Origin of the sequence: Aquabacterium sp. (assembly GCF_014378415.1) — a bacterium.
In the GTDB taxonomy this organism is placed as follows: Bacteria; Pseudomonadota; Gammaproteobacteria; order Burkholderiales; family Burkholderiaceae_C; genus Aquabacterium.
On sequence record NZ_JACMNS010000047.1, the window covers coordinates 1 to 22,934 of the forward strand.

The following is a 22,934-nucleotide window of genomic DNA, read 5'->3' on the forward strand; positions in this document are numbered from 1 at the left end:
AGGCTGTTGGCGCTGGTGAGGGTGGCGGTGGCGGGCACCGAGAACAGCAGATCGCCCCGGCGCACAGTCAGGCTGCCAGACAGCACCACGTCGCGCGAGACCCAGGCGATGTCATCCAGGCCGGTGGCGCCAAAGGCCGCCATGTCCAGCACGTGCGAGAAGGTGCCGTCTGAATTGGTGCCGCTGCCGTATTGCAGGTCGGGGTTCTCCAGCGCCAGCACCTCGGTGCTGGTGACCGCGTTGACGCCGTCCCAGCCCGAGGAGTTGGCGCTGCTGCTGCCCAGCCACAAGGTGTTGGTGGTGTTGCCGGCGATGTGCGGCTGGAAGGTCCACGAGAACGCGGGCGTGAGCGAGCTGCCCGTGTTGCTGGTGGCCACGACCGGGGTGGTCCAGGCGGCGCCGGTCCAGTCCGAGAATGACAGTCGGCCACCCGTGGTCTGCATGCCCAGCATCACGCTGTTGGTGGTGGGGTCGCTGCTCAGGCGCAGTGCGCCGATCGAGCCGCTGGCATTGGGCCCGGTTTGCACGGCCGACCAGACCCCGGTGCTGCCCAGGGTTCGATACTGGGTGCTGACGCTGGTGTTACCGTACACGGCCAGCAGGTCGCCGCTTTTGCTTTCGTAGGCGACGGCGACGGTGGGCGCGTTGGTGGTCGTGTTCTGGATGGCCACGGCGGTGCGGTTGCCCCAGGTCTGCGAGCCGCCCTGGTTCCACACCGAGAACGACGTGAAGGTTTGCGTGGCTGAGCTGCTGGTCAGGCCCATGGCGATGCGGTTGCTGGTGGCGTCGGTGGCCAGGGTCAGCCATTTTGGCGCGGCCGCCTCGGCATAGCTGCCGGCGGCGGTCTCTGCGCCCCAACTGCTGCCATCGAAGACGCGGAAGTAGACATTGGCGTCCGCGGCCTTGGCATAAGCCACCATGGCGTGGCCGCTTTTCGCCTCGTAGGCCACGGCGATCGAGGTCTGGTCGGTGGCGCTGGTGCCCGAGGTGTCCAGCGTGATGGCCTGGCCCCAGGCGTTGCCATCCCAGATCAGGGCGTGGTCGTCGGCATTGGCGTCGCTGATGACCAAGGCCATGCCGTCGCCGTTGGGCTGGGACACCAGCTGCATGTGTTGCGGCGCGGCGCCGGTGTAGCCGCTGATGGTGGCGGCGGCCGTCCAGGTGCTGCCGTTGTAGAGGCTGTAGCGCAGGTTGGTGCCATCGTTCCACACCAGCATGGCGTCGCCGCTGCGCTGCTCATAGGCCACGCCAAAGCCCTGGCGGTCGGTGGGGGTGCCACTGCCCAGCGTCAAGGGGATCAGGGTGCTGGTGTTGCCGCGGATGACCTCGCCGGTGATGGTGCCGGTGCTGGTCACGCCCACGGCGATGGTTTCGTCGCGATTCGGTGAAGCGGCCGTGCTCACCCAGGTCCATTGGCCGGTGGCGGCGGTGCCCGTGGCGCCGTTGGCCGCGGTCCCATCGAAAAAGCTGTGTTGCGCGGAGGTGTCGCTGGCGTCGGCCCACACCGCCTCGCCCTTGCCCGTGGGCACGGCCGAGGCCAGCACGCCGCTGAAGGCGGCCTGTTCCTGAATGCTGGGCGCCAGCTGGGCTTCAATGTGGCCGCTTTGCACTTCAAGCCGCCAATCGCCGCCTTGCAGGGTGGCGCCGGTCAGGTCGTCGCTGGCGGCCACGTCGGCGCCGGTCAGGGCGGCCAGGCCTTGCACCAGGGCCTGGCCCTGGTTTTGCGCGCCCACGTCGCAGCCGTAGATCAGCAGGTCGGCATCAAGGGTCAGGGCCTGACCCCAGGCGGCGATGTCTTGCGCACGCGTGGCCAGGGTCTGCTCGTTGAGCACGGTGTTGCCCAGCTGCACCGAGCCGCTGTCGCCGTGCGAGATCACATGCACGGCCGAGATGCCTTGCCGGTCGGCCAGGGTTTGCGTGATGCGGGCCAGGCCGTCTTCGTTGGCGTCGATCACCACGACCTCAATCGGGCGGCCCGCCTTGGCTTGCGCGGCCAGGTCGGCCAGCAGACTGGCCTGATCGGGCACGCGGGCGTCAACAAAAACGATTTCGGCGGTGGGCGCGGTTTGTGTGGGCGCCGAGCTGGTGTCAATCAGGCGTTGCTGGCTGGCGTCGGTGGCCGCGCTAGCCACGAAGGCAGCGGGCGAAAAATCGGCCGAGTACAGCAGGCGCGGCTCCATGGCCTCGGCGGTGGGCCTTTGAACGTGGGGGGGTGGCGGGAAGCGCATGCCGGGCGGGTTCAATGCGGGCGGGCGGGTTCAGCGGACGTCGGCCAGCGCGATGCTGAATCTCAGGCTGATCGTCTGGCGGGCCTTGCTCACCGCGGCCGATGTGGTCCTGGACGACACGGGTTGCGCGGGCACGCGGGCCAAAGCCAGGGACATCTTCAGCCAAGTCGACGCGGGCGCGGTGGCCGTGGGCAGGTGCACGGGCAAGGTGTTTGAATGGGCCACGGCTTTGGATCGCATGGGCATGGGCATGGGCATGGATGTGGGCATGGATGTGGGCGCGGGCAGGGCCGGTGCCGCGCGGGGGGCGGGCCGCACGGGCGCCGCGCCGTTGGCCGCCACGGGCCAGTCGGCCTTGCAGCGCAGGCCGGCGGGCAGGCGGTGGTCGGGGTTGGGCAGGCTCAGGCGCACGCGGAAGCTGTTGCTGGCGGCGTCCACCACCTTGTCCACATACTGCACCGTGGCGCTGACCGTGCCGATGCCGGGCAGCTCCGGGTGGATCGACAGGCGATCGCCCACATTGACCTGGCCGTATTGGGTGATGGGCACCATCAGCGACACGCGCAGCGGATCGATGTTGGCCACGCGCAGCACGGGGCGGTCTTCCACGCGCTCGCCGAGGTTGCTGTAGCGCTCGACGACGATGCCGTTGATGGGGCTGCGCAAAGTGCGCAAACCCAGTTGCGCCTGCGCCATGGCCTGTTCCTGTCCGTAGATGCGTTGCTGGCTGCGCGCCAGGGTGTGCTTTTGCACGGCCACTTCCATCTCAGCATTGGCCTGGTCCAGCGCTTGTTGCGAGACGAAATCCTTGGCCACCAGTTGCTGGGTGCGCACTACTTTCTGCCGGGCCAGCGCCAGGTTCGCGGCGGCGGCTTTGACCTCGGCGTCCATCTGCGTGCGCAAGGTGGCAGCGTTGGCATTGGCGCGTTCAACGTCGGCGCGCAGCACCACCACCGACTGGCCGGCTTGCACACGCTCGCCCAGGGCGACGTTCAGCTTTTCAATGATGCCGGTGACGGCCGAGCCCACGTCGGCCACTTGGTCGGGTTCGATCAGGCAGCCTGCGGGCTTGGGCGGTGCCGCATGGGCGGCCCCCACGGAGCCCAGCAAGGCGCCTAGGCAGAGGGCCCACGGCTTTGCCGTGCGAGACGGTGTTGTTGAGCCCATTGCCGGTCTTGTTCGAGCAGTTGTCGCCGCAACGCCGCCTGTCTGCGCTCTTGCAGCCACTGGGGCAGGCGCAGTTGCCACCAGCACCATGCTGATGGGGTTGAACGGTGAACGATGGCGGATTGAATACATCGCATTAGCTTAGGTTCGGAGGGGGGGGGCGGGTCATTCGAAATGCTGGTACAAATCCACGCTTCTGTGCTGCCTGCTTGCCCCTGGCGCGCGCAACGGCCCACCAGCTGCCGGTCCATGCGCCGCGACTCGTTGCGTTGGCAGTGGATGATGTGCAAGCCGCCCGCCGCCAAAGCAGTCGTGTCCAGGATGATGTCGGTGCCCCGGCCGGCCATGCGCGTGGCCACCGTCACCCGCCCGGCTTGGCCGGCCTGCACCACGATGTCGGCCTCGTGCTGGTCTTGCCGGGCGTTGAGCACGGTGTGCGCGATGCCGGCTTGCTGCAGGTGCTGTGACAGTTGTTCGGAGTCGTGAACCGAGTCGGTGCCGATGAGCAGGGGGCGGCCCTGGGCTTGCATCTGCAGGGCGCGCTCGGTGATGGCGCCCCAGCGCTGATCGGGCGTGGCAAAAACGAGGGTGGGCCAAGTCTGGCGCTGGCTGGGCAGGCGCTCGGGCACCCGCACCACGTCCAGGTCGTACAGGCTGCGCAACTCGGCGCGCGCTTCGACCAGGGTGCCGCTCAAGCCGCCCAATCGCCAGTAGCGTTTGAAGAAGCGCTGAAAAGTGATCTGCGCCAGGGTTTCGGTGGGCGCGCTCGGCGTGCAACCTTCCTTCAACTCGATCAGCGTGTGCAGCCCTTGCGACCACACGCGGCCCACGGCGACGCGGCCGGTGAGGGTGTCCAGCAGTTCGACCTTGCCCTCGCGGACCAGGTAGTGCTGGTCGCGCTGAAGCGCGTGCAAGGCGGTGATGGCCAGGCCCAGCAGGTCGCGGCGCAAACGCGGGCGCCGCCACACCCCGCCCAGGGCCTCGGCCGGGCCGGCGATGTGCTGTTCGCCTGCGGGCGTCAGGGCGGCGCTGTGGCGGCTGGTGTCCACCGTGTAGTCGCCATCGCTGCGCAGGCGCCGGGCCAGGTGCAGGGCCTGCCACCACACGGCGCGCCGGTGCGCCTGCTGCGCGGCCTGGCCTTGCTGCGTGACCGAGATGATCAGCGGCACGCTGGCCTCGTCCAGCAGGATGCTGTCGGCTTCGTCGATCAAGGCCAGGCTCAGGCCGCGCAGCAAGGGCGGGGCGCCTTGCGGGGCGGACAGGCCATCGCGCAGGTAGTCGAAAGCGACCTCCTTGGCGGTGGCGTAGACCACTTCTTGCACGTAGACCGGGCGGCGCTGCTCCGAGGACATGGCGGGGGCGATGTGCGCCACCGAGATGCCCAGCGCGCCGAACAGTGGCGCCAGCGTGTGCGCATCGCGCTCGGCCAGATAGTCGTTGGCGGTGACCACGTGCACGGGGATGCCGGCCAGCGCGGCCACGGCGGCGGCGGCGGCCATGGCCAGGGTCTTGCCCTCGCCGGTGGCCATCTCCACCAGTTGTTGGTCCAGCATCAGGGTGGCGGCCAGCAACTGCGTGTCGTGCAGGCGCAGGCCCAGGGCCTGTTCGGTGGCGCGCAGCACGTGGGCCAGGGCCAGGGCCACGGTATCGGGGGTGAATCCTTCGCGGCGCAAGGCTTGGCGGCAGGCGTTCAGGTCCCACGGGATGCTGGCGGCTTGTTGCCGAAGCTGGTGCAACCAGGGCTGGCACAGGGCCAGGCGCCAGGGGGCGGGCAGCCACGTGGGCAGCCATGGCCGGGGCAAGGTGCCGCGCAGGCGTGGCTCGGTGAGCTCGGGCCGTTCGGGGTAGGCGCCCCAGCGCGGGCCGGGGCGGGCAAGGGGCTCGCAGCGCGGCGTGATTGCCATGGGCCAGGCGGGCAAGGTGATCACCTCAATGCCCCGGATTGAAGCCGGCGTCTGCGCGCTGGCGGGCCCACCGCCACCACTGCGCCACCGGGGGCGACCAGCCCTGGTCGAAGCGCACCCAGGCGCGTTCGCCCAGGCGTTGGGCCGGGGCGGCGTGGTCCAGGCGCACGTCCATCAGCACCACCGGGCGCACGGTGTTCACGTGGTGTTCATCCTGCGGGTCGGTCTGGATGTCGCCGCCTTGCTGCTCGCTCAGGGCCGCGCTGGGCAACTGACGGGTGGCGCCCACGGCATCGCGCACCAGGGTGCCCGGCTCGGCGCGATGGGGCTGGCTGCTCAGGCGCACCGACACGTCGCCCAGGTGCTGGCGCAAGGGCACGGCGTCGGCTTCGCGCACGGCCACGCGCACGGTGGGCGGATGCTGGGTCAGCACCTGGCCGAGCAGCTCGCCCCGGTGCAGGTAGCGGCCAGGCAGGTCGTGCTCGTTGGGCAGCACCAGTCGGCCAGCGCTCAGGGCCCGCACTTGCAGGTGCGCGATCTGCTCGTCCAGGCGCGCCACCTCGGCCTGCAGGCGCTGCAACTCGTCTTGGGCCTTGCCGGATTGGGCGGCGTCCCGGCCAATGCCCATGCCGTTGAACTGGTCCTGCTCGGCCTGCGTGACCTGCGCGGCCAGGCGCTCGCGCTGGGCCAGCAGCTTGGCGTTGTCCAGGGTGACCAGCAGATCGCCGGGTTTGACGGTGTCGCCATCGGCCTGGTGAACCCGCTGGATCAGGCCATCGACCTCGGTGCGCACCAGGGCTTGGTCGGGCGCCCAGACCACGCCGCGCACCACCAGGTGATCGGGCCAGGGCAGGAGCAGCGCCAACAGCGGCACCAGCAGCAGCGCCACGCGCCGCAGGGCCGAGGCGCGTTCCTGGCGGGGGCGCCACAGCAGCGCTTGCCAGGCGATGCGGCCCCAGGACCACGCGGGTTTGATCACGCCAAAGCACAGGGCGAGCGCGCCGCCCAGCCAACCCAGCACACTGGACACACTGCCCGCCCACACCACCAGTGCGCCCCACAGCAGCATCTGGTAGGCCCAGGCCAGCGGCGCGTAGGCGACGAGCCAAGGGCGTTCGCCCGGCGCCGCCTGTGGCCTTCGGTCTTGTTGTGAGCCATCGTCTTGCTGCGTGAGCCAGCGTTGGCCCTGGGCCTGCCACCACTGCTGGCTGCGCGAGCCCAGGTTGGGGAGGTGCAGCGCGTCGGTCATGACGTGGTAGCCGTCCAGCCTTTGCAAAGGGTTGGCGTTGAACAGCAAGGTGGACACGCAAGCGATGAACCACACCACGAAGCCTGCATCGTGCAACAGGCCGTCGGAGGTGCTGTGCCAGAGCCACAAACCCAGCGCGGCCATGGCCAGCTCGGCCATGATGCCGGCGGCGCTGACCAGCATGCGCTGCCAGGCATGGCGAAACGCGTTGGCCGCCGAGGCATCGACATAAGGCACGGGCATCAGCATCAACAGCGTGATGCCGGCCTCGCGCACTTGCCCGCCCCAACGGCGCACGGCCAGGGCATGCGCGGCCTCGTGGATCGCTTTGATGACGGGGTACAGCACCAGCGACAGGGCCAGGTGCCGGGGGGTGTGCATCCAGCTGCTGGCGTGGGCTTGCAGAGCGTTGCCCTGCATGAACAAGCCGGTCAGCAAACCCAGCATCAGCAGGCCCCACACCAGCAGCCCCGGCACCGAGAACACCGCGCGCGCCAAAGGCTCGGCCCGGTCCAGCCAGCGGCTGGGGTTGCCCAGCGGGATGCGCCAGGCCATCAGTGATGACTTCGTGTTGCCCACCTGATCATCGGCGTTTGGCGGCGGTGTCCATGGCGATGGGGGCGACGTCGCTGCGCCAAAGTCGGGCGTGCCGTCGAACTCCACCAGGTGCTGTTTTTGCAATTGCCGCAGCACGGCCACGATGTCGTCTTGCGTGGGCGCCTCGGCATGGCTGTCCAGCAAAGGCCACAGGTCTTGCAGCGCATGTTGACCATCGAATCGGGCGGCGATGCGGTAGGCCGAGGCGTTGAGTCGGCAAGCCTGGCCGGTGTCGTCGTCGCGCAGCACGTGCCAGCGTTGGCCGCGCACCCACTGGCCTTCCACGCTGACACGCGGGCGCAGCCGCGGCCGCAATGCCGCCACGCGGTGCCAGTCTGGGCTGGAAAGGGGGCTGTGCTGCAGCATGGCCTCAGCCCCACCAGGACCACAGCCCAAGCCGAGCGCGCTCCAGCAAGGGCCGCACCAGCGTCCACAACCAGGGGCGCTGGCCCACCACCACCTTGGCTTGCCCCATCAGGCCGGGGCGCACTTCGGGCGGCACTGCGCTGGTGAACTCAGCCTGCACCTCGAACACATTGCGGCCCTCCCGGGCCTGGGCCAGTGGGGTGATGCGCACCACACGCAGGGCCAGCGTGTCCCAGGGCAAGGCCGACAGGGCCATCGCGCCGGGTTGGCCCACGTGCACCTTGCCCACATCGGTTTCATCCACGTCGATGATCACCCGGTAGTGCCGCGTGCTGGCGACCGTCAGCAGGGCGTCGCCTTGCCGCACCGGTGCGCCGATCGACTGGCTCAAGTCGCCCTGAATGACCACGCCATCAAACGGCGCGTTCAACTGCGAGCGCTGCAACTGCTCGTCGACCAAAGCGAGCTGCGCCTGGGCTTCCTGCACCTTGGCCAGGCTCATGGCCGCGTCGGAGCGGTCGGCCCGGGTCATGGCGCCCGCATAGCTGTTCTCGTGCTGGGCCATCTGGCTGGTCCATTTGTCGCGCTCCAGCTTCAGGTCCTGCTCGGCCAGATCGGCCAGCACCTGGCCCGCCTTGACCCGGTCACCGGGGTGCACATGCGTGGCCTTGATGAAGCCATCGCTGGGGGCCACCAGCACGCGTTGCTCCGCGCCTTCGATGCGGCCACGCCCACCGATGCGGTCGGGCAGGGGGACCAGGGCCAGCAGCGCCAGCACCAAGGTGCCAAGCGTCAAACCGCGTCGCCGCCAAGGGTGTTCATGGTTTTTCAGTTCACGCCAGCGCCGCCCGGCCGCCTGCCGCAAATGCCAATGCCAGGGGCGCTGCGCCTGGCGCTGCAAGGCCAGCAAAGGGGCGCACTGCGCCACCGTGGCTTCGATGAACTGCTGCACGGCGGGCGTGATGGGTGGGTGGCCTCGCGCCCACGCCAGGCCAACCGCGCCAGTGGGCGTGGGGCCGGCAGGCAAAGGCAAGCTCAGCACCGCACCGTCCAGACGGTGCGCCAGGGTGCGGTGTGCCAGCGTCACCCATTGCGCGTGGTCGGCCAGGATTGGGGGCCAGCTCAAAGTAACGCCTTGGTCGATGGCCTCGTCCAGCGCCGCGCCCAGTTGCGTGGGCAGCAAAGCGGCCGTGTCGGGTGTTTCGGAGCCGGCCCACTGCACGTCGGCCACCGCGTGTCCACGGTGCCACCAGGCCAGGCAGGCGCGGCTGGCGCCCACTTGCGTGGCCAGGGTGGACAGCAGCAGCAACGCCCCCTCTCGGGCGCTGCTGGTGGCGGCCAACTCGGCCAGCAAGACCGGGTTGGCGGGCGCCAAAGGCGGGCGGGAAGACACCGTCGGCTTCCTTGTGGGTGACAACAAGGCTGAATCATTCAACGTTCGGCGCGCGCGCGATCACCGAAAAAGCCGTGGGCAGTGTGGCCTAACCCCTCGTTTAAATCCCCTCAACCAAGTGGTTTGGTGTATCAAATTGCGGCAAGGTGTGACAAAATTTTTCAAACGGTTCAGGGTTTGTGCCAAATCCTTGAGAACCCGACAAAATGTATTGAATCGCAAGAGGCACACATGCAGTATTCCATCGTGTCACCGTCACGAATCCCCAAGGATGATGAGTTGGGAGAGCAAGGCGGGTCTAACAACAGCCTGCCATTTGTGATGAAGCTCGTTCGAACGGAAGAGCAGCTGCAAAAAGTGTGTGAGTTGAGGTCGGCGGCCTATGGGCACCATTTACCCCACATGGCCGACAACATGTTGATTCCGGACGCGCTCGACAAATCGCCCGGCACGGTGATTTTCCTGGCCGAAGACAAAATCACCGGCGAGGCCATTGGCACGGCCCGCCTGCAGAGCAACACGCACCAGCCCTTGCTGCTGGAAGGCAGCGTGGATATTCCTGCCGATTTGAAAAAACAGGCCTTGACTGAAATCACCAGATTTTCGGTCAGGCCCGGTTATAACCAGTTCACCACCCGACAGGCGTTAATCAAAGCCTGTTATCTGTATTGCTGTGCCATGCAGTTGCCCTTCATTTTGATCGGGGCCCGCCGGCCACTTGACCGGATATATGAAGCATTGGGTTATGTGGACATTTTCGGGGATGGCCGGAAAATACCCTTGAAGCATGCCGGGGGCATCGAGCACAAGGTGTTGAAGTTCGACGTTTATGGGGCGGAAAGGAACTGGCACGCCAACCAGCATCCGCTGTATGGCTTCATGTTTCAAACCCACCACCCGGACATTCAGGTTTTTTCGGCCGTGAGCTCCGGTTGGGCCAGGCCGCGCCGGGCCGATCAGGCCGCCGGCACCATCGACATGGACGGCGTGGCCAGCGGCAGGTGAGCCAGCAGCACTGACAGCAACTGGTCTTCGCGGAAGGGCTTGGGCAGGTGGGCGTCCATGCCTGCGCCCAGGCAGCGCTCGCTGTCCTCGGCCAAGGCGCTGGCGGTCAAGGCCACCACGGGCGTGCGCGTCAAGCCGCGTGACTGTTCGTCGGCCCGGATCTGGCGCGTCGCCTCGAAACCGTCCATGGCCGGCATCTGGCAATCCATCAACACCAGGTCAGGGCGCGGGTGGTTGCCGCACATGCGGTGCACCACTTCCAGGCCATCGGGCACATGCTCCACCGTCAGGCCGTGGCGGCGCAGCAGGGCTTCCACCACCATGGCGTTGACCTCGTTGTCCTCGGCCAGCAGCACATGCCCATGCAAGGCCACGGGTGTGCGGCTGGCATCCAGGGGCGATGGCGAGCTGCTGTCGTAGCGCCTGGGCGCGGGTGCCTGCGCGGCGGTGTAGGCCGGCAAGGGCAAGGTGACTTCGAAACTCGATCCCTGGCCTTGCACGCTCGAGCAGGCGATCTCGCCCTGCATCGCCCGGCAGATCTCGCGCGAGATGGTCAAGCCCAGGCCGGTGCCGCCAAAACGCCGGCCCAGTGAGTTGTCGACCTGGTGAAACGGGTCGAAGATGCTGGACAGGTCTTGTGGCGCGATGCCGATGCCCGAGTCGGAGACGCGCATCACCACGGGGCTGGCCTGGCCATCCTGGTCAGCTGCCCGGTGGGCGCTCAAGCGGATCTGGCCACGCTCGGTGAACTTCACCGCGTTGCCGATCAGGTTCAGCAAAATCTGGCGCACGCGCGCCGCGTCGCCGACCACGTAGCAGGGGCGCGGTAACTGCACCTGCGTCAGCAGTGTCAAGCCCTTGCCCGAGGCCGTCACCGAGGTCAGCGCCACCAGGTCGTCCAGCACATCGCTCAGGTCAAACGGTTGGTTCTCGACCGACAGGTGCCCGGCCTCGATGCGCGAGAAATCCAGGATGTCGTTGATGATGGACAGCAGGTGCTCGCCCGAGCGCTCCACCAGGCCCAGCCGCTTGCGGTTTTCGAGGTCCAGGTCGGCGGCGGCCGATTGGATCATGCGGGTCAGGCCCAGGATGCCGTGCAGCGGAGTGCGTAATTCGTGGCTCATGGTGGCCACAAACTGACTTTTCATGGCATTTTGGCGCTCGGCCAATTGCAGGGCAGTTTCGCGGTCGTGGGCGATTCGGTCGGTCACGAAACGCAGGCGAATCAATTCGACGATGTGTTTTTGGCCCCGCCAGGCCACCGCCAGCAGGCAACACAAAAACACCAGCAGGCCAGTGCCGGTGTACAAACTCAGCGGATCGTGTCGGTTCAAAAATACAAAAGCCGCCGGCAGCACCATCGGCACGCAATAAGCGACGTTATTGACCCAATTGGAATGAAGCGTGAAAGTGGCCAGGGTGGCCACGCCGGCCAAACCCACGCCAATCAGGGTCGAGGTGAGCAAATCGTTGGCGGGGGTGAGCCAGATCCCGGCCAAACCCCAAACGCAGCCGTCGATGAACATCAACAGCAACGTGGCCCGTTGCCAATTTTGCGAAGCTGGGGCGCCTCGGTATTTGTGCCATTCCTGTTGGAGGATGCGCGGAACGGCGATGGTGATTTTCAGGCCCAACCACCAATGCACCCATGAATTGGCCACCTGATGGTGGAAAAACAGCGTGGTCAGCACAGCAAACAGCGTCGCAGCCACCGTGGCTGGCGTCGCCATCGCCATCATCATGCGGAACTGTTCTGCCTTGATTTTCAGGCGGAGTTCCGGATCCAATTCCAGGAAATATTTGGGCATGGACTTGCGGTTCATAGCGTTACAGCTCACCACGAACAATGAATATGTGAAACACAGCGCCACAGCTGTGGATTCAGAGATCCATTCTGACAAGTATTCGTGACAATTGTTGCACTGAGTGAAAAATACCCCAACTCATTTTGAGTCGGCTTTTGCCCCGCGTCAAACACCTTGCATGCAAGTGTTGTGTCCGCTCCCTTCACCTGGGGGGCGCGTTTGTCACGTCACATCAGTAGAATCCACCTCAGTTGTGCGGTGGGCCCAGGGTTTGCCGCGCTTTGCATTTCCATCATTCATCTGACTTTTCTGGGGGTTCAAATGCCACTCGTTTCCATGCGCCAACTGCTGGACCATGCCGCCGAAAACGGCTATGGCATTCCGGCTTTCAACGTCAACAACCTGGAGCAAGTGCAGGCCGTGATGTCCGCTGCCGACGAGGTTGGTGCGCCCGTCATCCTGCAAGCCAGTGCGGGCGCCCGCAAGTACGCCGGTGAGTCTTTCATCAAGCACCTGATCCAGGCCGCCGTTGAAACCTACCCGCACGTGCCTCTGGTGATGCACCAGGATCACGGCCAGTCGCCCCTGATCTGCCAAGGCGCCATCGACCTGGGTTTTGGCTCGGTGATGATGGACGGTTCATTGCGTGAAGACGGCAAAACCCCGGCCGACTTTGCCTACAACGTCGAAGTGACCCGCCGCGTCGTGCAACTGGCCCACAAGGTCGGCGTGACCGTTGAAGGCGAACTGGGCTGCCTGGGCAACCTGGAAACCGGTGAAGCCGGTGAAGAAGACGGCATCGGCGCCGTGGGCAAGCTGGACCACAGCCAGATGCTGACCGACCCTGAAGAAGCCGCCATCTTTGTGCGCGAAACGCAGCTGGATGCGCTGGCGATTGCCATCGGCACCAGCCACGGCGCCTACAAGTTCTCGCGCAAGCCCACGGGCGACATCCTGGCGATTTCGCGCGTGAAAGAGATCCACAAGCGCATCCCCAACACCCACCTGGTGATGCACGGCTCCTCGTCGGTGCCCGCTGAGTTGCTGGCCATCATCAACCAGTACGGCGGCAAGATGAAGGAAACCTACGGCGTGCCGGTGGAAGAGATCCAAGAGGCCATCAAGTTCGGCGTGCGCAAGATCAACATCGACACCGACATCCGCTTGGCCATGACGGCCGCCGTGCGCAAGTTCTTGTTCGAGAACCCCGACAAGTTCGATGCCCGCGAGTGGCTCAAGCCCGCCCGCGAAGCCGCCAAGCAGATCTGCAAGCAGCGCTACATGGAGTTCGGCTGCGAAGGCCAGGGCAGCAAAATCAAGGCCGTCAGCCTGGTGGACATCGCCGCCCAGTACGCCAACGGCAAGCTGGCCCAAGTGGTGGCCTGATATCCCGCACCAGCGCGGCGCTTTACGGCGCGGCGGGCGCACGAAGCCGACACCAGCGTTAAGCTTGGGGTCGGCTTTTTTCTTTGGAGACCCGCCCGATGCTCAAACTACACGGCTTTTCCTTGTCCAACTATGACAACAAGGTCAAGCTGGCCCTGCTTGAGAAAAGCGTGCCCTTCGCAGACGTGCTGGTGCCCACCGACCCCTGGCTGGCCGCCGACCGCAAGGCCGACCAGGTGCGCGCGGTGTCGGCCACGAAAGCCGCAGCGGGGCTCTGAAATCGATGCAGTTGCTTCAGCGTTTCACCGCCTTGGTGGTTCTGATCGGTGCCAGTGGCGCTGCCGTGGCCCAGTCGCTCGCGCCCATCGCCCTCGTCGCGCCGCCGCCCCCCAGCGTCAAGCTCGACCACTGGCGTTGGGAGTTGGGCTTGGGCGCCAGCGTGTCCTCGGGCAACACCGAGTCGTCCAGCGCCACCTTCAACGCTGACGGCGCCCGCCTCAGCGCCCATGGCAAGTGGACGGTGAACGGCCGCCTGATGTACGCCAAGGATGCCAAAGGCACCACGGCCGAGCAAGTGGCCGCCGACAGCCGCTACGACCACAACGTGACCCCGCTGGTCTTCCTGTTCGGCCAGGTGGGCGGCCTGCGGGACCGGCCGGCCAACCTCGACTTGCGGGTCACCGCCGGTGGCGGCGCCGGTTACCACGTGATCGAAACGCCCGAAACCATTTTCGACGTGACCGCCGGCCTGGGCTATGCGCAAGACCGCTACGCCAAGCCCACCCTGGTGAACGACGAAATCCGCACGTCGCTGGGGCGGGTTGAAATGTTGTTGGGAGAAAACTCCAGCCACCGCCTGACGGACAACACCACGTTCAAGCAGCAACTGTCACTGTCGCCCGCGCTGGACAGCAGTGGCTTGCGGGCCGAATGGAAGGCTGGGCTGGCCGTGGCCATGACCGCCAAGCTGAAACTGTCCGTGAATGCCAGCATGCGCTACAACAGCGATCCGGGCACCGGCTTGAAGAAGACCGATACCCTGGTCGTGACTGGCGTGCAATTGACCTTGGATTAAGACGGTGGATTGAGCGGCACAATCTCGGCTGGGGCCGCGTGCCCCGATCCGTTTTGAAGATGACGATGAAAGCCGACCGTTGATGACCTCCGCCCTGCACACCTCCGCCCTGCAATCCCTGCCTTTGCTTGCCCGTGGCAAGGTGCGCGACAACTACTCGGTGGGTACCGACCGCATCCTGATGGTGGCCTCCGACCGCATCAGCGCCTTCGACGTCATCATGGGCGAGCCCATTCCCGGCAAGGGTGCCTTGCTCACACAGATGGCCCTGTTCTGGTTCGAGCTGCTGAAAAACGTGGTGCCCAACCACCTGACGGGCGATGAGCCGGTCAGCGCCGTGTCGGCCGATGAGCGTGCCCAGGTTGAAGGCCGCTCCATGCTGGTCAAGAAGCTCAAGCCCTTGCCGGTTGAGGCCGTGGTGCGCGGCTACCTGGCCGGCAGCGGCTGGAAGGAATACCAGCACAACGGCGAGGTCTGCGGCGTGAAACTGCCCGCCGGCCTGAAGAACGCCAGCAAGCTGCCCGAGCCCATCTTCACACCCGCCACCAAGGCCGAGATGGGCGACCACGATGAGAACATCAGCTTCGACAAGATGGTCGAGATCATCGGGCTTGACCTGGCCGAGCGCGTGCGCGCGGTGTCGATCCAGCTCTACCAGGACGCCGCCAACTACGCCTTGACCAAAGGCATCATCATCGCCGACACCAAGTTCGAGTTTGGGCTGGACGAGCAGGGCACGCTGACCCTGATGGACGAGGTACTGACCCCCGATTCATCGCGCTTCTGGCCGTCCGAAGGCTACGAAGCCGCCTTCAACGCTGGCGCCAACCCGCCCAGTTACGACAAACAGTTTCTGCGCGATTGGCTGGAGCAGGCCCAGGTCAATGGCCAGCCCTGGGACAAGACCGCGCCCTCGCCCGCGTTGCCCGCCGAGGTGATCGAGCACACGGCGGCCAAGTACCGCGAAGCCTTGACGCGGTTGACGGGCGCCTGACCGGGCCCCCCGGATGAGGTGAAGCCAATGGCCCGGTCCGCGCCACTTGGCCGTGGTCGGGGCGTCAATCAGGCGCGCAAATCACCTCCGCCGACGCCTGCCATCCTCGTCATCCCCATTCAGCGCCGCCAGCTCGGCCGCCCGGATGGCCGCCAACTCAGCCTCGCGCACGGCCACCTCTTCGGTCGTCGCCCAGCCGCGCAGCATCACGGCAGCCTCACCCACGCCGGTTTTCTTGACTGACGAGAACAGCATGATGTTCATGTCAGAGGCCTCGGTTTGCAAGGCGCTCAGCACCTCTTTGGCGCCGCGTAGGGCGGCATCGGCCTCTTTGCGGTTCAGCTTGTCGGCCTTGGTCAGCAGCACCAGCAGCTTGACCTCGCCCATGCTCACGCGCGGGCCCACAAATTCAAGCAGATTGCGGTCCAGTTCGGTGAAACCGTGGCGCGAATCCACCATGTGCACCACGCCCGTCAAATTGCGACGCACGGCCAGGTACTGGGCCATCACCTCTTGCCAGCGCAGCTTGGCGGTGCGGTCCACGGCGGCATAACCGTAGCCAGGCAAGTCGGCCCAATGCAGGTTGGGCGCCGCCTTGGGGCCCACCTGGAAGAGGTTGATGTGCTGGGTGCGCCCCGGCGTTTTGGAGGCAAACGCCAACTGGCGTTGCTGGGCCAGGGTGTTGATCGCGGTGGACTTGCCAGCGTTGGAGCGGCCCACGAAAGCGACCTCGGGTAACTCCGAGGGTGGGAGCTGTTCCAGCTTGGCGGCGGTGGTTAAAAACCGAGCCGTGTGGGTCCAGGCGAGGGCGTCTTTCGGGGAAATCGTAGGTTCGGTCATCAGGCATTGTAAAATCAATGAGTTTCACAGTTCAAACCCACACACCGTCATGAAGCGTCTTTCCTGTCTGATTGCCCTTGCCTCGATGGTCTTGACCCTGTCGGGTGTGGCCCATGGGTCCGAATCCAAAGCCGTCGCCAAACCTGACCTGGCCGCAGGCGAAGCCAAGGCCGCCGTGTGCGCCGCCTGCCACACGGCCGATGGCTCGCGTGGCGCCGCCACCTACCCCATCCTGCAGGGTCAACACCCCCAGTACCTGGCCAAGCAATTGACCGAGTACAAAGCGGGCATTCGCAAAAACGCCGTCATGACCGGCATGGCCGCAGCGCTCACGCCTGAAGACATCCGCAATGTCTCGGCCTTCTACGCGGGCAAAAAGGCCAAAGACGGCTTCGCCAAGAACCAAGACACCGTGGCTTTGGGTGAAAAAATCTACCGTGGCGGCATTGCCAAGAAAACGGTGCCGGCCTGCGCGGCTTGCCACGGCCCCACGGGCGCAGGCATCCCGGCGCAATATCCCCGTTTGGGCGGCCAACACGCCGACTACGTCAAGGCGCAGTTGACGGCTTTCCGCCAGGGTGACCGCACCAACAACGTCTCGATGAGCGCCATCGCCGCCAACCTGAGCGACAAGGAAATCGACGCCGTGTCTGATTACATCGCTGGTCTTCGCTGAATCCCGGCGCAGGTCGGGTCGGTGCCGATTCCGGCTCGACCCTGAAAAGGCAATCATCCAGGCGGGGCCACCAGGCTGCCGCCTTTTTTGTGCCCGTGAAGTTGAGTGACACATGAGCTCTTTTGCTGACCTCCCGATGGCCCCAGCGCCAGCGCGCTCCTTGCGGGGCGATTTGCTGGAGTTGTTGTCGTCCATGCGATTTGCGATTTCACTGCTCACGGTGATTTGCGTGGCCTCGGCCATTGGCACCGTGGTGCGCCAGGGCGAACCGGCCAGCAATTACGTCGAGCAGTTCGGGCCCTTCTGGGCCGAGGTGTACGGCGCCCTGGGCCTGTACCGCATCTACAGCTCGCCTTGGTTTTTGCTGATCCTGGCATTCCTGGTCACCTCGACCAGCCTGTGCATCGCACGCAACGCGCCCCGCATCCTGGTCGATTTTCGCAACCACAAGGAAGGCATCCGCGAGCAGGCGTTGAACGCCTTCCACCACCGGTCCGAAGGCGCGCTGGCCATGCCTTTGGCGCAGGCCCAGGCCCGCGTGCAGCAATTGCTGTCCAGCACGGGCTGGTCCATCAAGAGCCAGGTGCGCACGGGCGGCGCTGGCAAGGCGGCGGGCGTGATGATCGCAGCGCGGCTGGGCGCGGCCAACAAGCTGGGGTACATCGCCGCGCATTCGGCCATCGTGTTGGTGTGCGTGGGCGGGCTGTTTGATGGGGACCTGATCGTCAAGGTGCAGGCCTGGGCGCAAAATCTGCAGCCTTTCAAAGGCGGCCAAGCCACCGACCAAAGCCGCCTCAGCGTGAACAACCCGGCCTACCGGGCGCAGTTGTTCGTGGCCGAAGGCCAGCGCTCCAACTCGGCGGTGCTCAACCTCGACAAGGGCATGTTGCTGCAGCCTTTGCCCTTCGAGGTCGAACTCAAAAAATTCAACGTGGACTACTACGCCACGGGCATGCCCAAGCGTTTCGCCAGCGACATCGTCATCCACGATCCGCGCACCAACACCACCCAAACCGCCACGGTCGAGGTCAACCACCCCGTGGTCTACGACGGCGTCAGCATCTTCCAGTCCAGTTTTGAAGATGGTGGCTCGCAGGTCAGCCTCAAGCCGGTATTCTTGAGCGGCAAGGGCCTGGGGACGTCGCCTGCGGTGATCCACGGTGTGGTCAATGGCGACGCCTTGCCACTGGCCTCCGATGCCCAAGGCCAGGTCAAGGTTGAGATCACCGGCCTGCGCGTGATCAACGTCGAGAACCTCTCCGAGGCCCAAAGCGGGGGCGAAGACAAGACCGATGTGCGCGGCGTGAACCTGGCGGATCTGAGCAAGCACTTGGGCTCGGGCGCCAAGCCCCCGGGCGACAAGACGTTGGTCAATGTGGGCCCCTCGGTGACCTACAAGCTGCGCGATGCCGCCGGCCAGGCGCGTGAGTACCAGAACTACATGGTGCCCGTGAACCTCCATGGCCAGGCGATGTTCCTGCTGGGTGTGCGCGAGACGCCCTCCAGCAATTTCCGCTTCCTGCGGGTGCCCGCCGATGAGAACAACAGCATGGACGGCTGGTTGCGCCTGCGCCAGGCTTTGGGCGACGAGGCCATGCGCGGTGAGGCCGTGCGCCGTTTTTCCCTGCATGGGGCGCCGCCCGACCGCCCTGAGCTGGCTGCCCAATTGGGTGTTTCGGCCCAGCGCGCTTTGGATTTGTTCGCCGGGGCCATCGAGTCGCCGCGTGCGCAAGGCGAGCCTGCGCCCACGCAGCCGCCCGGCGGCCTTCAATCCCTGTCGGATTTCATTGAAAAAGTGGTGCCCGAGGCCGAACGTGAACGCACCTCCGAGACCTTGGTGCGCATCCTCAATGGCGCCCTGGCCGAGCTGATGAACCTGAGCCGTGAAAAAGCGGGCCTGCCCGCCTTGTCGATGGAGCTGGACTCAAGCCGTGCCTTCATGACGCAGTCGGTGCTGTCCATGTCCGACGCGTTTTTGTACCCCGTGCCGGTGGTGCTGATGCTGGACGGTTTCGAGCAGCGCCAGGCCAGCGTTTTCCAGGTCACCCGCACCCCGGGGCGCAACGTGGTCTATCTGGGCTGTTTCTTGCTGATTGTGGGCGTTTTCGCCATGCTCTACATCCGCGAGCGACGCCTGTGGGTCTGGCTGCACAGCGACGATGCTGGCGGCACCCAGTTCAGGATGGCCTTGTCGGCCACCCGCCACACCCTGGACACCGATGCCGAATTCGAGCGGCTCAAAACCGCTGTGCTGACGCTTGACACGCGCGCCTGATTTGAAAGTAGTGAGCCCCTCATGACGACTTCTGCACACCCCTTGCCCGCCGCCCCCTCTGGCGCCTGGCGCCGCTCGTTGTTCGACTGGGCCTTCGCGGCCATCGTGGTGGCCTTGGGCGGTTGGGCCTTCCACGCCCACGGCGCCTCGATGGACGTCTACGAACGCGGCATCCTGGCGGCGGCCGTTCCCAGCATCATTGCCCTGGCCTGGTTCTGGGGTCCGATCCGGGTGTTGTTGCTGCTGTCAGGCCTGGCCACCTGGGGCACCATGACCTTGTACATGCGCGCCACCGACGACTACGGCGCCGACCTGGCACAGGCCGACAAGGTGTTCTGGCTCAAGTACTTTTTATCCAGCCAGAGCGCTATTTTGTGGATGAGCGTGCTGTTCTTCATGAGCACCATCTTTTACTGGTTGGGCGTGTTCAGCAAGGGTGTCACCGGTGCGCGGCTGGGTTCGCGCATCGCCTGGGCCGGTGTTTTCATGGCCCTGATCGGCACCTTCGTGCGCTGGTTCGAGAGCCACCAGATCGCCCCTGACATCGGCCACATTCCCGTCAGCAACCTGTACGAAGTCTTCGTGCTGTTCTCGTGGATGACCACGCTGTTCTGGCTGTACTACGAAGACCGCTTCGCCAAGGCCGGGCAGTCCTTGATGGCGCTGGGCGCCTTCGTGATGCTGGTGGTCAGCGCGGCTGTGGGCTTTTTGCTGTGGTACGCGCTGGAGCGTGGTGCCAGCGAGATCCAGCCCTTGGTGCCCGCCTTGCAAAGCTGGTGGATGAAGCTGCACGTGCCGGCCAACTTCATTGGCTACGGCACCTTCGCCATGTCGGCCATGGTGGCCTTTGCTTACCTGGTCAAGAGCCACGCCACCGAGACCCGCTGGTGGAAGCTGGCGCCCTTGTGGCTGATCGGCGTGGCCCTGTGCTTCGAGCCCCTGGTGTTCCGCGCCAAGCCCGGCGCCGAGCAGGCCATGAGCAGCTACTGGGCCGTGTATTTCGGCATCGCCGCCGTCATCGTGGCCGCCATCCTGGGCGCGCGCCGCAAGCTGGCCGCCCAGCTGCCCGACTTCGCGGTGCTGGACGACGTCATGTACAAAGCCATCGCCGTGGGCTTTGCTTTCTTCACCATCGCCACGATCCTGGGCGCCTTCTGGGCCGCCGAGGCCTGGGGCGGCTACTGGAGCTGGGACCCCAAGGAAACCTGGGCCCTGATCGTGTGGCTGAACTACGCGGCCTGGCTGCACATGCGCCTGATGAAGGGCCTGCGCGGCACCTTCGCGGCATGGTGGGCCTTGGGCGGTTTGCTGGTCACCTCCTTCGCCTTCCTGGGCGTGAACATGTTCCTGTCTGGCCTCCACTCCTACGGCCAGCTGTGAGCCCCGCCTCTTGGGTCACGCCCGAGCTGCGGGCCCAATTGCGCACCGACTCGTGGTTTGGCAGCCTGTCGTCTGGCCTTGAGAACGATCTGCTGGCGCTGGCCACGCCCCGGCGCCTGAAGGCCGGTGAGCACCTGTTCTTTCGCGGTGACGCGGCCGATGGCATCTACGCGGTGCTGGAAGGCAGCCTGCGCATCTCGGGCGTGACCGAGGCGGGCAAGGAAGCCATCCTGTCGATGGTTGAGCCACCCATGTGGCTGGGCGAGATCGCCTTGTTCGACCACCTGCCGCGCACCCACAACGCCGTCGCCGATGCCGTCACGCGCTTGCTGTTCGTGCCCATGGCGCCGCTCAACGAGTTGCTGTCCCGCTGCCCTGTTTACTGGCGTGACTTTGGCGTGCTGATGTCGCTGAAGGTGCGCTTTGCCTTCATCGGCATGGAGGACCTGGCCCTGCTGCCGGCCGACCTGCGCCTGACGCGCCGCCTGGTGATGCTGGCCCACGCGGCGGGCAAGGAGGGCAACTGCGTGCTGCCCATCAGCCAGGCGCAACTGGGCATGATGCTGGGCCTGTCGCGCCAGACCACCAACCAGATCCTGCAAAGCCTGCAGGACCAGGGCGTGGTGCAGGTGGCCTATGGGCGCATCGAGGTGCTGGACCTGGGGCAACTGGTGGCCGTGGCGGGCTTGTCCAGCGCGGACAAGGCTTTGCTGGGGCAGATCGGGCCTTCGGGCCGGACGACTCCGGGCTAACCGATTGGAGCCGATCTTCGCAAGGTTCATCCCTGTTTTGTCGTTCATCCGACAGCGTTGAAGTGCTGGTGCCCCGACCATGCGTGCATGCAATCGGCAAGGTGGTGAGCAACCTGGTCCAGTACCTGCTGACGCTGTGAGACTTTTCAGTTCTGGGCCATCCTGCCGATAATGGGTCACCATGCCCTACGCCCTGCTCACCACCGACGGTCAGATCAGCAGCTTGCACCGCGACCCGCAAGCGGGGGCTGATTTCCTGGCGTCTGAAGATTCCCGGGTGCGGGCCTTCCTGGGTGGTGGCGGTGGTGGCGACGATCAGCCAGCTCGCCAGTTTGCGAGCCTGGACGCCGACCTGGTTCGGGTGCTGGAGGACCTGATCGATGCGCTGATCCAGCGCAACGTCCTCATGGTCACCGACCTGCCCCTTGAGGCGCAGCAAAAGCTGTTCAACCGCAAGAACGTGCGCGACCAGATGAAAAACTACTCGCTGCAACTGTTTGGCAGCGAGCCCTTGGGGGCCAAGGTCGCCGAGGTCGTGTCCACCGACTTGGGCGACACGCTGTAGCGCCAAAGGTGCTGGCCACCAGCGCCATCGACAACATCTGGGAAAGGCTCGGATTCATGATCAAACCCATATCTGGAAACCTGCGTATTCAAATTTGTGGGCGATTGTCTCGATAAACAGGGTTCGTTTCATCATGGGAATCCCTTCCCTCAAGCAAGGGAGCCTTTGGGTCAGAAAAACGGCTACAAACCTGGCTGTCCAATCGTTTGTTTGGAACTGACTGCAAGGATTTCCTGATGAAGTCGAATTTTCGCCCCACCTTGTTGACCCTGGCCTTGGGCGCGGCGCTGGTCACCCTGGTGCAAAACGCTGCTGCGCAATCGCTGCCCGACGTGGTGGTGACGGCCACGCGCACGGCCCAATCCGCGTTTGACATTGCGGCATCCGTGGACGCCGTCACCGGCCAGACGCTGCGCAGCGCCGGCCCGCTGGTCAACCTGTCGGAGGCCTTGACGCGCGTGCCTGGCCTGTCGGTGCTGAACCGCCAGAACTACGCGCAAGACCTGCAGATCTCCAGCCGAGGTTTTGGCTCGCGCGCCACCTTTGGCGTGCGCGGCGTGCGTTTGTACGCCGACGGCATTCCGCTGACCATGCCGGATGGGCAAGGCCAGGCGTCGTCGATCGACTTGGGCTCGGCCCAACGCATTGAGGTGCTGCGAGGCCCGATGTCGGCGCTTTATGGCAATGCGGCGGGCGGCGTGATCCAGGTCTTCACCGAAGACGGCCCGCCCAGGCCGGAGGTGACGGTGGGCTACGCGGTGAGCCGCGATGGCTTTCACCGCGAGTCGGTCAAGCTGGGCGGCGAGACCGGGCAGATCAACTACGTGATCAATGCCAGCCACTTTGAAACCAAGGGCTTTCGCGAGCACAGCGGGGCGCAGCGCGACCAGGTCAACGCCAAGCTGAAGTGGTCGCTGCCGGACCGCTCGACGGTGACGGTGGTGGGCAGTTATCTGAACATGCCGCAGGTGCAGGATCCCTTGGGGTTGACCAAGGTAGAGCTGGCCATCAATCGGAAGCAGGCCACGGCCAGTGCCTACCTGTACAACACCCGTAAGGACATCGGCAACAGCCAATTGGGCGTGGTTTATGAAAAGCCGCTGAGCTTTGGCGAGTTGCGTTTGCTGGGGTACACCGGCACGCGGCAGGCCCTGCAGTTTCAGTCCATTCCTGCCAATGCCGGACAAAACGGGGTGGCCCACCCTGGCGGCATCATCGACCTGGACCGTTCATTCGCAGGCATCGATGCCCGCTTGACCTGGCGCACGCAACTGGCC

The 22,934-nt window shown here is 65.5% G+C and carries 17 protein-coding genes and 1 pseudogene; 11 read left to right on the top strand and 7 right to left on the bottom strand.

Translation table 11 applies throughout. From position 1 onward, the window contains the following. From H7225_RS04855 to H7225_RS04875, 5 genes are all read right to left on the bottom strand, one after another. On the bottom strand, positions 1-2,228 hold a 2,228-nt coding region (locus H7225_RS04855; protein ID WP_290659658.1), incomplete at its 3' end, for a DUF4347 domain-containing protein. Between the two features lie 30 nt (positions 2,229-2,258). Then, complete coding sequence (locus H7225_RS04860; protein WP_290659659.1) at positions 2,259-3,338, bottom strand: efflux RND transporter periplasmic adaptor subunit; 1,080 nt, start codon at positions 3,336-3,338, stop codon at positions 2,259-2,261. A 5-nt stretch (positions 3,339-3,343) separates the two neighbouring features. Then, a complete protein-coding gene (locus tag H7225_RS04865; protein ID WP_290659660.1) occupies positions 3,344-5,299 on the bottom strand; it encodes a DEAD/DEAH box helicase in 1,956 nt (651 codons plus the stop codon). Positions 5,300-5,324: 25 nt separating this feature from the next. Continuing rightward, positions 5,325-7,511, bottom strand: coding sequence for a biotin/lipoyl-binding protein (locus tag H7225_RS04870; protein WP_290659661.1), 2,187 nt, complete (start codon positions 7,509-7,511; stop codon positions 5,325-5,327). A 4-nt stretch (positions 7,512-7,515) separates the two neighbouring features. Beyond that, positions 7,516-8,904, bottom strand: coding sequence for an efflux RND transporter periplasmic adaptor subunit (locus H7225_RS04875; RefSeq protein ID WP_290659662.1), 1,389 nt, complete (start codon positions 8,902-8,904; stop codon positions 7,516-7,518). A gap of 231 nt (positions 8,905-9,135) precedes the next feature. Between H7225_RS04875 and H7225_RS04880 the strand changes: the two genes are divergently transcribed. Beyond that, positions 9,136-9,909, top strand: coding sequence for a hypothetical protein (locus H7225_RS04880; RefSeq protein WP_290659663.1), 774 nt, complete (start codon positions 9,136-9,138; stop codon positions 9,907-9,909). Here the strand turns inward: H7225_RS04880 and H7225_RS04885 are convergent. Beyond that, a complete protein-coding gene (locus H7225_RS04885; RefSeq protein WP_290659664.1) occupies positions 9,861-11,732 on the bottom strand; it encodes an ATP-binding protein in 1,872 nt (623 codons plus the stop codon). The genes H7225_RS04880 and H7225_RS04885 overlap by 49 nt on opposite strands. A gap of 303 nt (positions 11,733-12,035) precedes the next feature. On the opposite strand from H7225_RS04885, the gene fba reads away from it, so the two are divergent. From fba to H7225_RS04905, 4 genes and pseudogenes are all read left to right on the top strand, one after another. Next, the gene (gene fba, locus H7225_RS04890; protein ID WP_290659665.1) at positions 12,036-13,100 is read left to right on the top strand and encodes a class II fructose-bisphosphate aldolase; all 1,065 of its coding nucleotides are present in this window, start codon (positions 12,036-12,038) and stop codon (positions 13,098-13,100) included. A 98-nt stretch (positions 13,101-13,198) separates the two neighbouring features. Further along, positions 13,199-13,291 (top strand): annotated as a pseudogene (locus tag H7225_RS04895) (glutathione S-transferase); the annotation flags it as partial. 92 nt (positions 13,292-13,383) lie between these two features. Next, a complete protein-coding gene (locus H7225_RS04900; RefSeq protein WP_290659666.1) occupies positions 13,384-14,175 on the top strand; it encodes a DUF481 domain-containing protein in 792 nt (263 codons plus the stop codon). Positions 14,176-14,257: 82 nt separating this feature from the next. Next, a complete protein-coding gene (locus H7225_RS04905; RefSeq protein WP_290659667.1) occupies positions 14,258-15,169 on the top strand; it encodes a phosphoribosylaminoimidazolesuccinocarboxamide synthase in 912 nt (303 codons plus the stop codon). Positions 15,170-15,250: 81 nt separating this feature from the next. Here H7225_RS04905 and yihA read toward each other — a convergent pair whose 3' ends face one another. After that, complete coding sequence (gene yihA, locus H7225_RS04910; protein WP_290659668.1) at positions 15,251-16,009, bottom strand: ribosome biogenesis GTP-binding protein YihA/YsxC; 759 nt, start codon at positions 16,007-16,009, stop codon at positions 15,251-15,253. Positions 16,010-16,058: 49 nt separating this feature from the next. Here yihA and H7225_RS04915 point away from each other — a divergent pair, with 49 nt between their 5' ends. The 6 genes from H7225_RS04915 to H7225_RS04940 form a co-directional block, all read left to right on the top strand. After that, a complete protein-coding gene (locus H7225_RS04915; RefSeq protein ID WP_290659669.1) occupies positions 16,059-16,685 on the top strand; it encodes a c-type cytochrome in 627 nt (208 codons plus the stop codon). Positions 16,686-16,797: 112 nt separating this feature from the next. Then, on the top strand, positions 16,798-18,960 hold the full coding sequence (locus H7225_RS04920; protein ID WP_290659670.1) for a cytochrome c biogenesis protein ResB: 2,163 nt from the start codon (positions 16,798-16,800) through the stop codon (positions 18,958-18,960). A 21-nt stretch (positions 18,961-18,981) separates the two neighbouring features. Further along, positions 18,982-20,340 (top strand): c-type cytochrome biogenesis protein CcsB, encoded by a 1,359-nt coding sequence (ccsB, locus tag H7225_RS04925; RefSeq protein WP_290659671.1) that lies wholly within the window; start codon positions 18,982-18,984, stop codon positions 20,338-20,340. Then, on the top strand, positions 20,337-21,092 hold the full coding sequence (locus H7225_RS04930) for a Crp/Fnr family transcriptional regulator (RefSeq protein ID WP_290659672.1): 756 nt from the start codon (positions 20,337-20,339) through the stop codon (positions 21,090-21,092). The genes ccsB and H7225_RS04930 overlap by 4 nt, the downstream gene beginning before the upstream one ends. 181 nt (positions 21,093-21,273) lie before the next feature. Next, a complete protein-coding gene (locus H7225_RS04935; RefSeq protein WP_290659673.1) occupies positions 21,274-21,657 on the top strand; it encodes a hypothetical protein in 384 nt (127 codons plus the stop codon). Positions 21,658-21,893: 236 nt separating this feature from the next. After that, on the top strand, positions 21,894-22,934 hold a 1,041-nt coding region (locus tag H7225_RS04940; protein ID WP_290659674.1), incomplete at its 3' end, for a TonB-dependent receptor.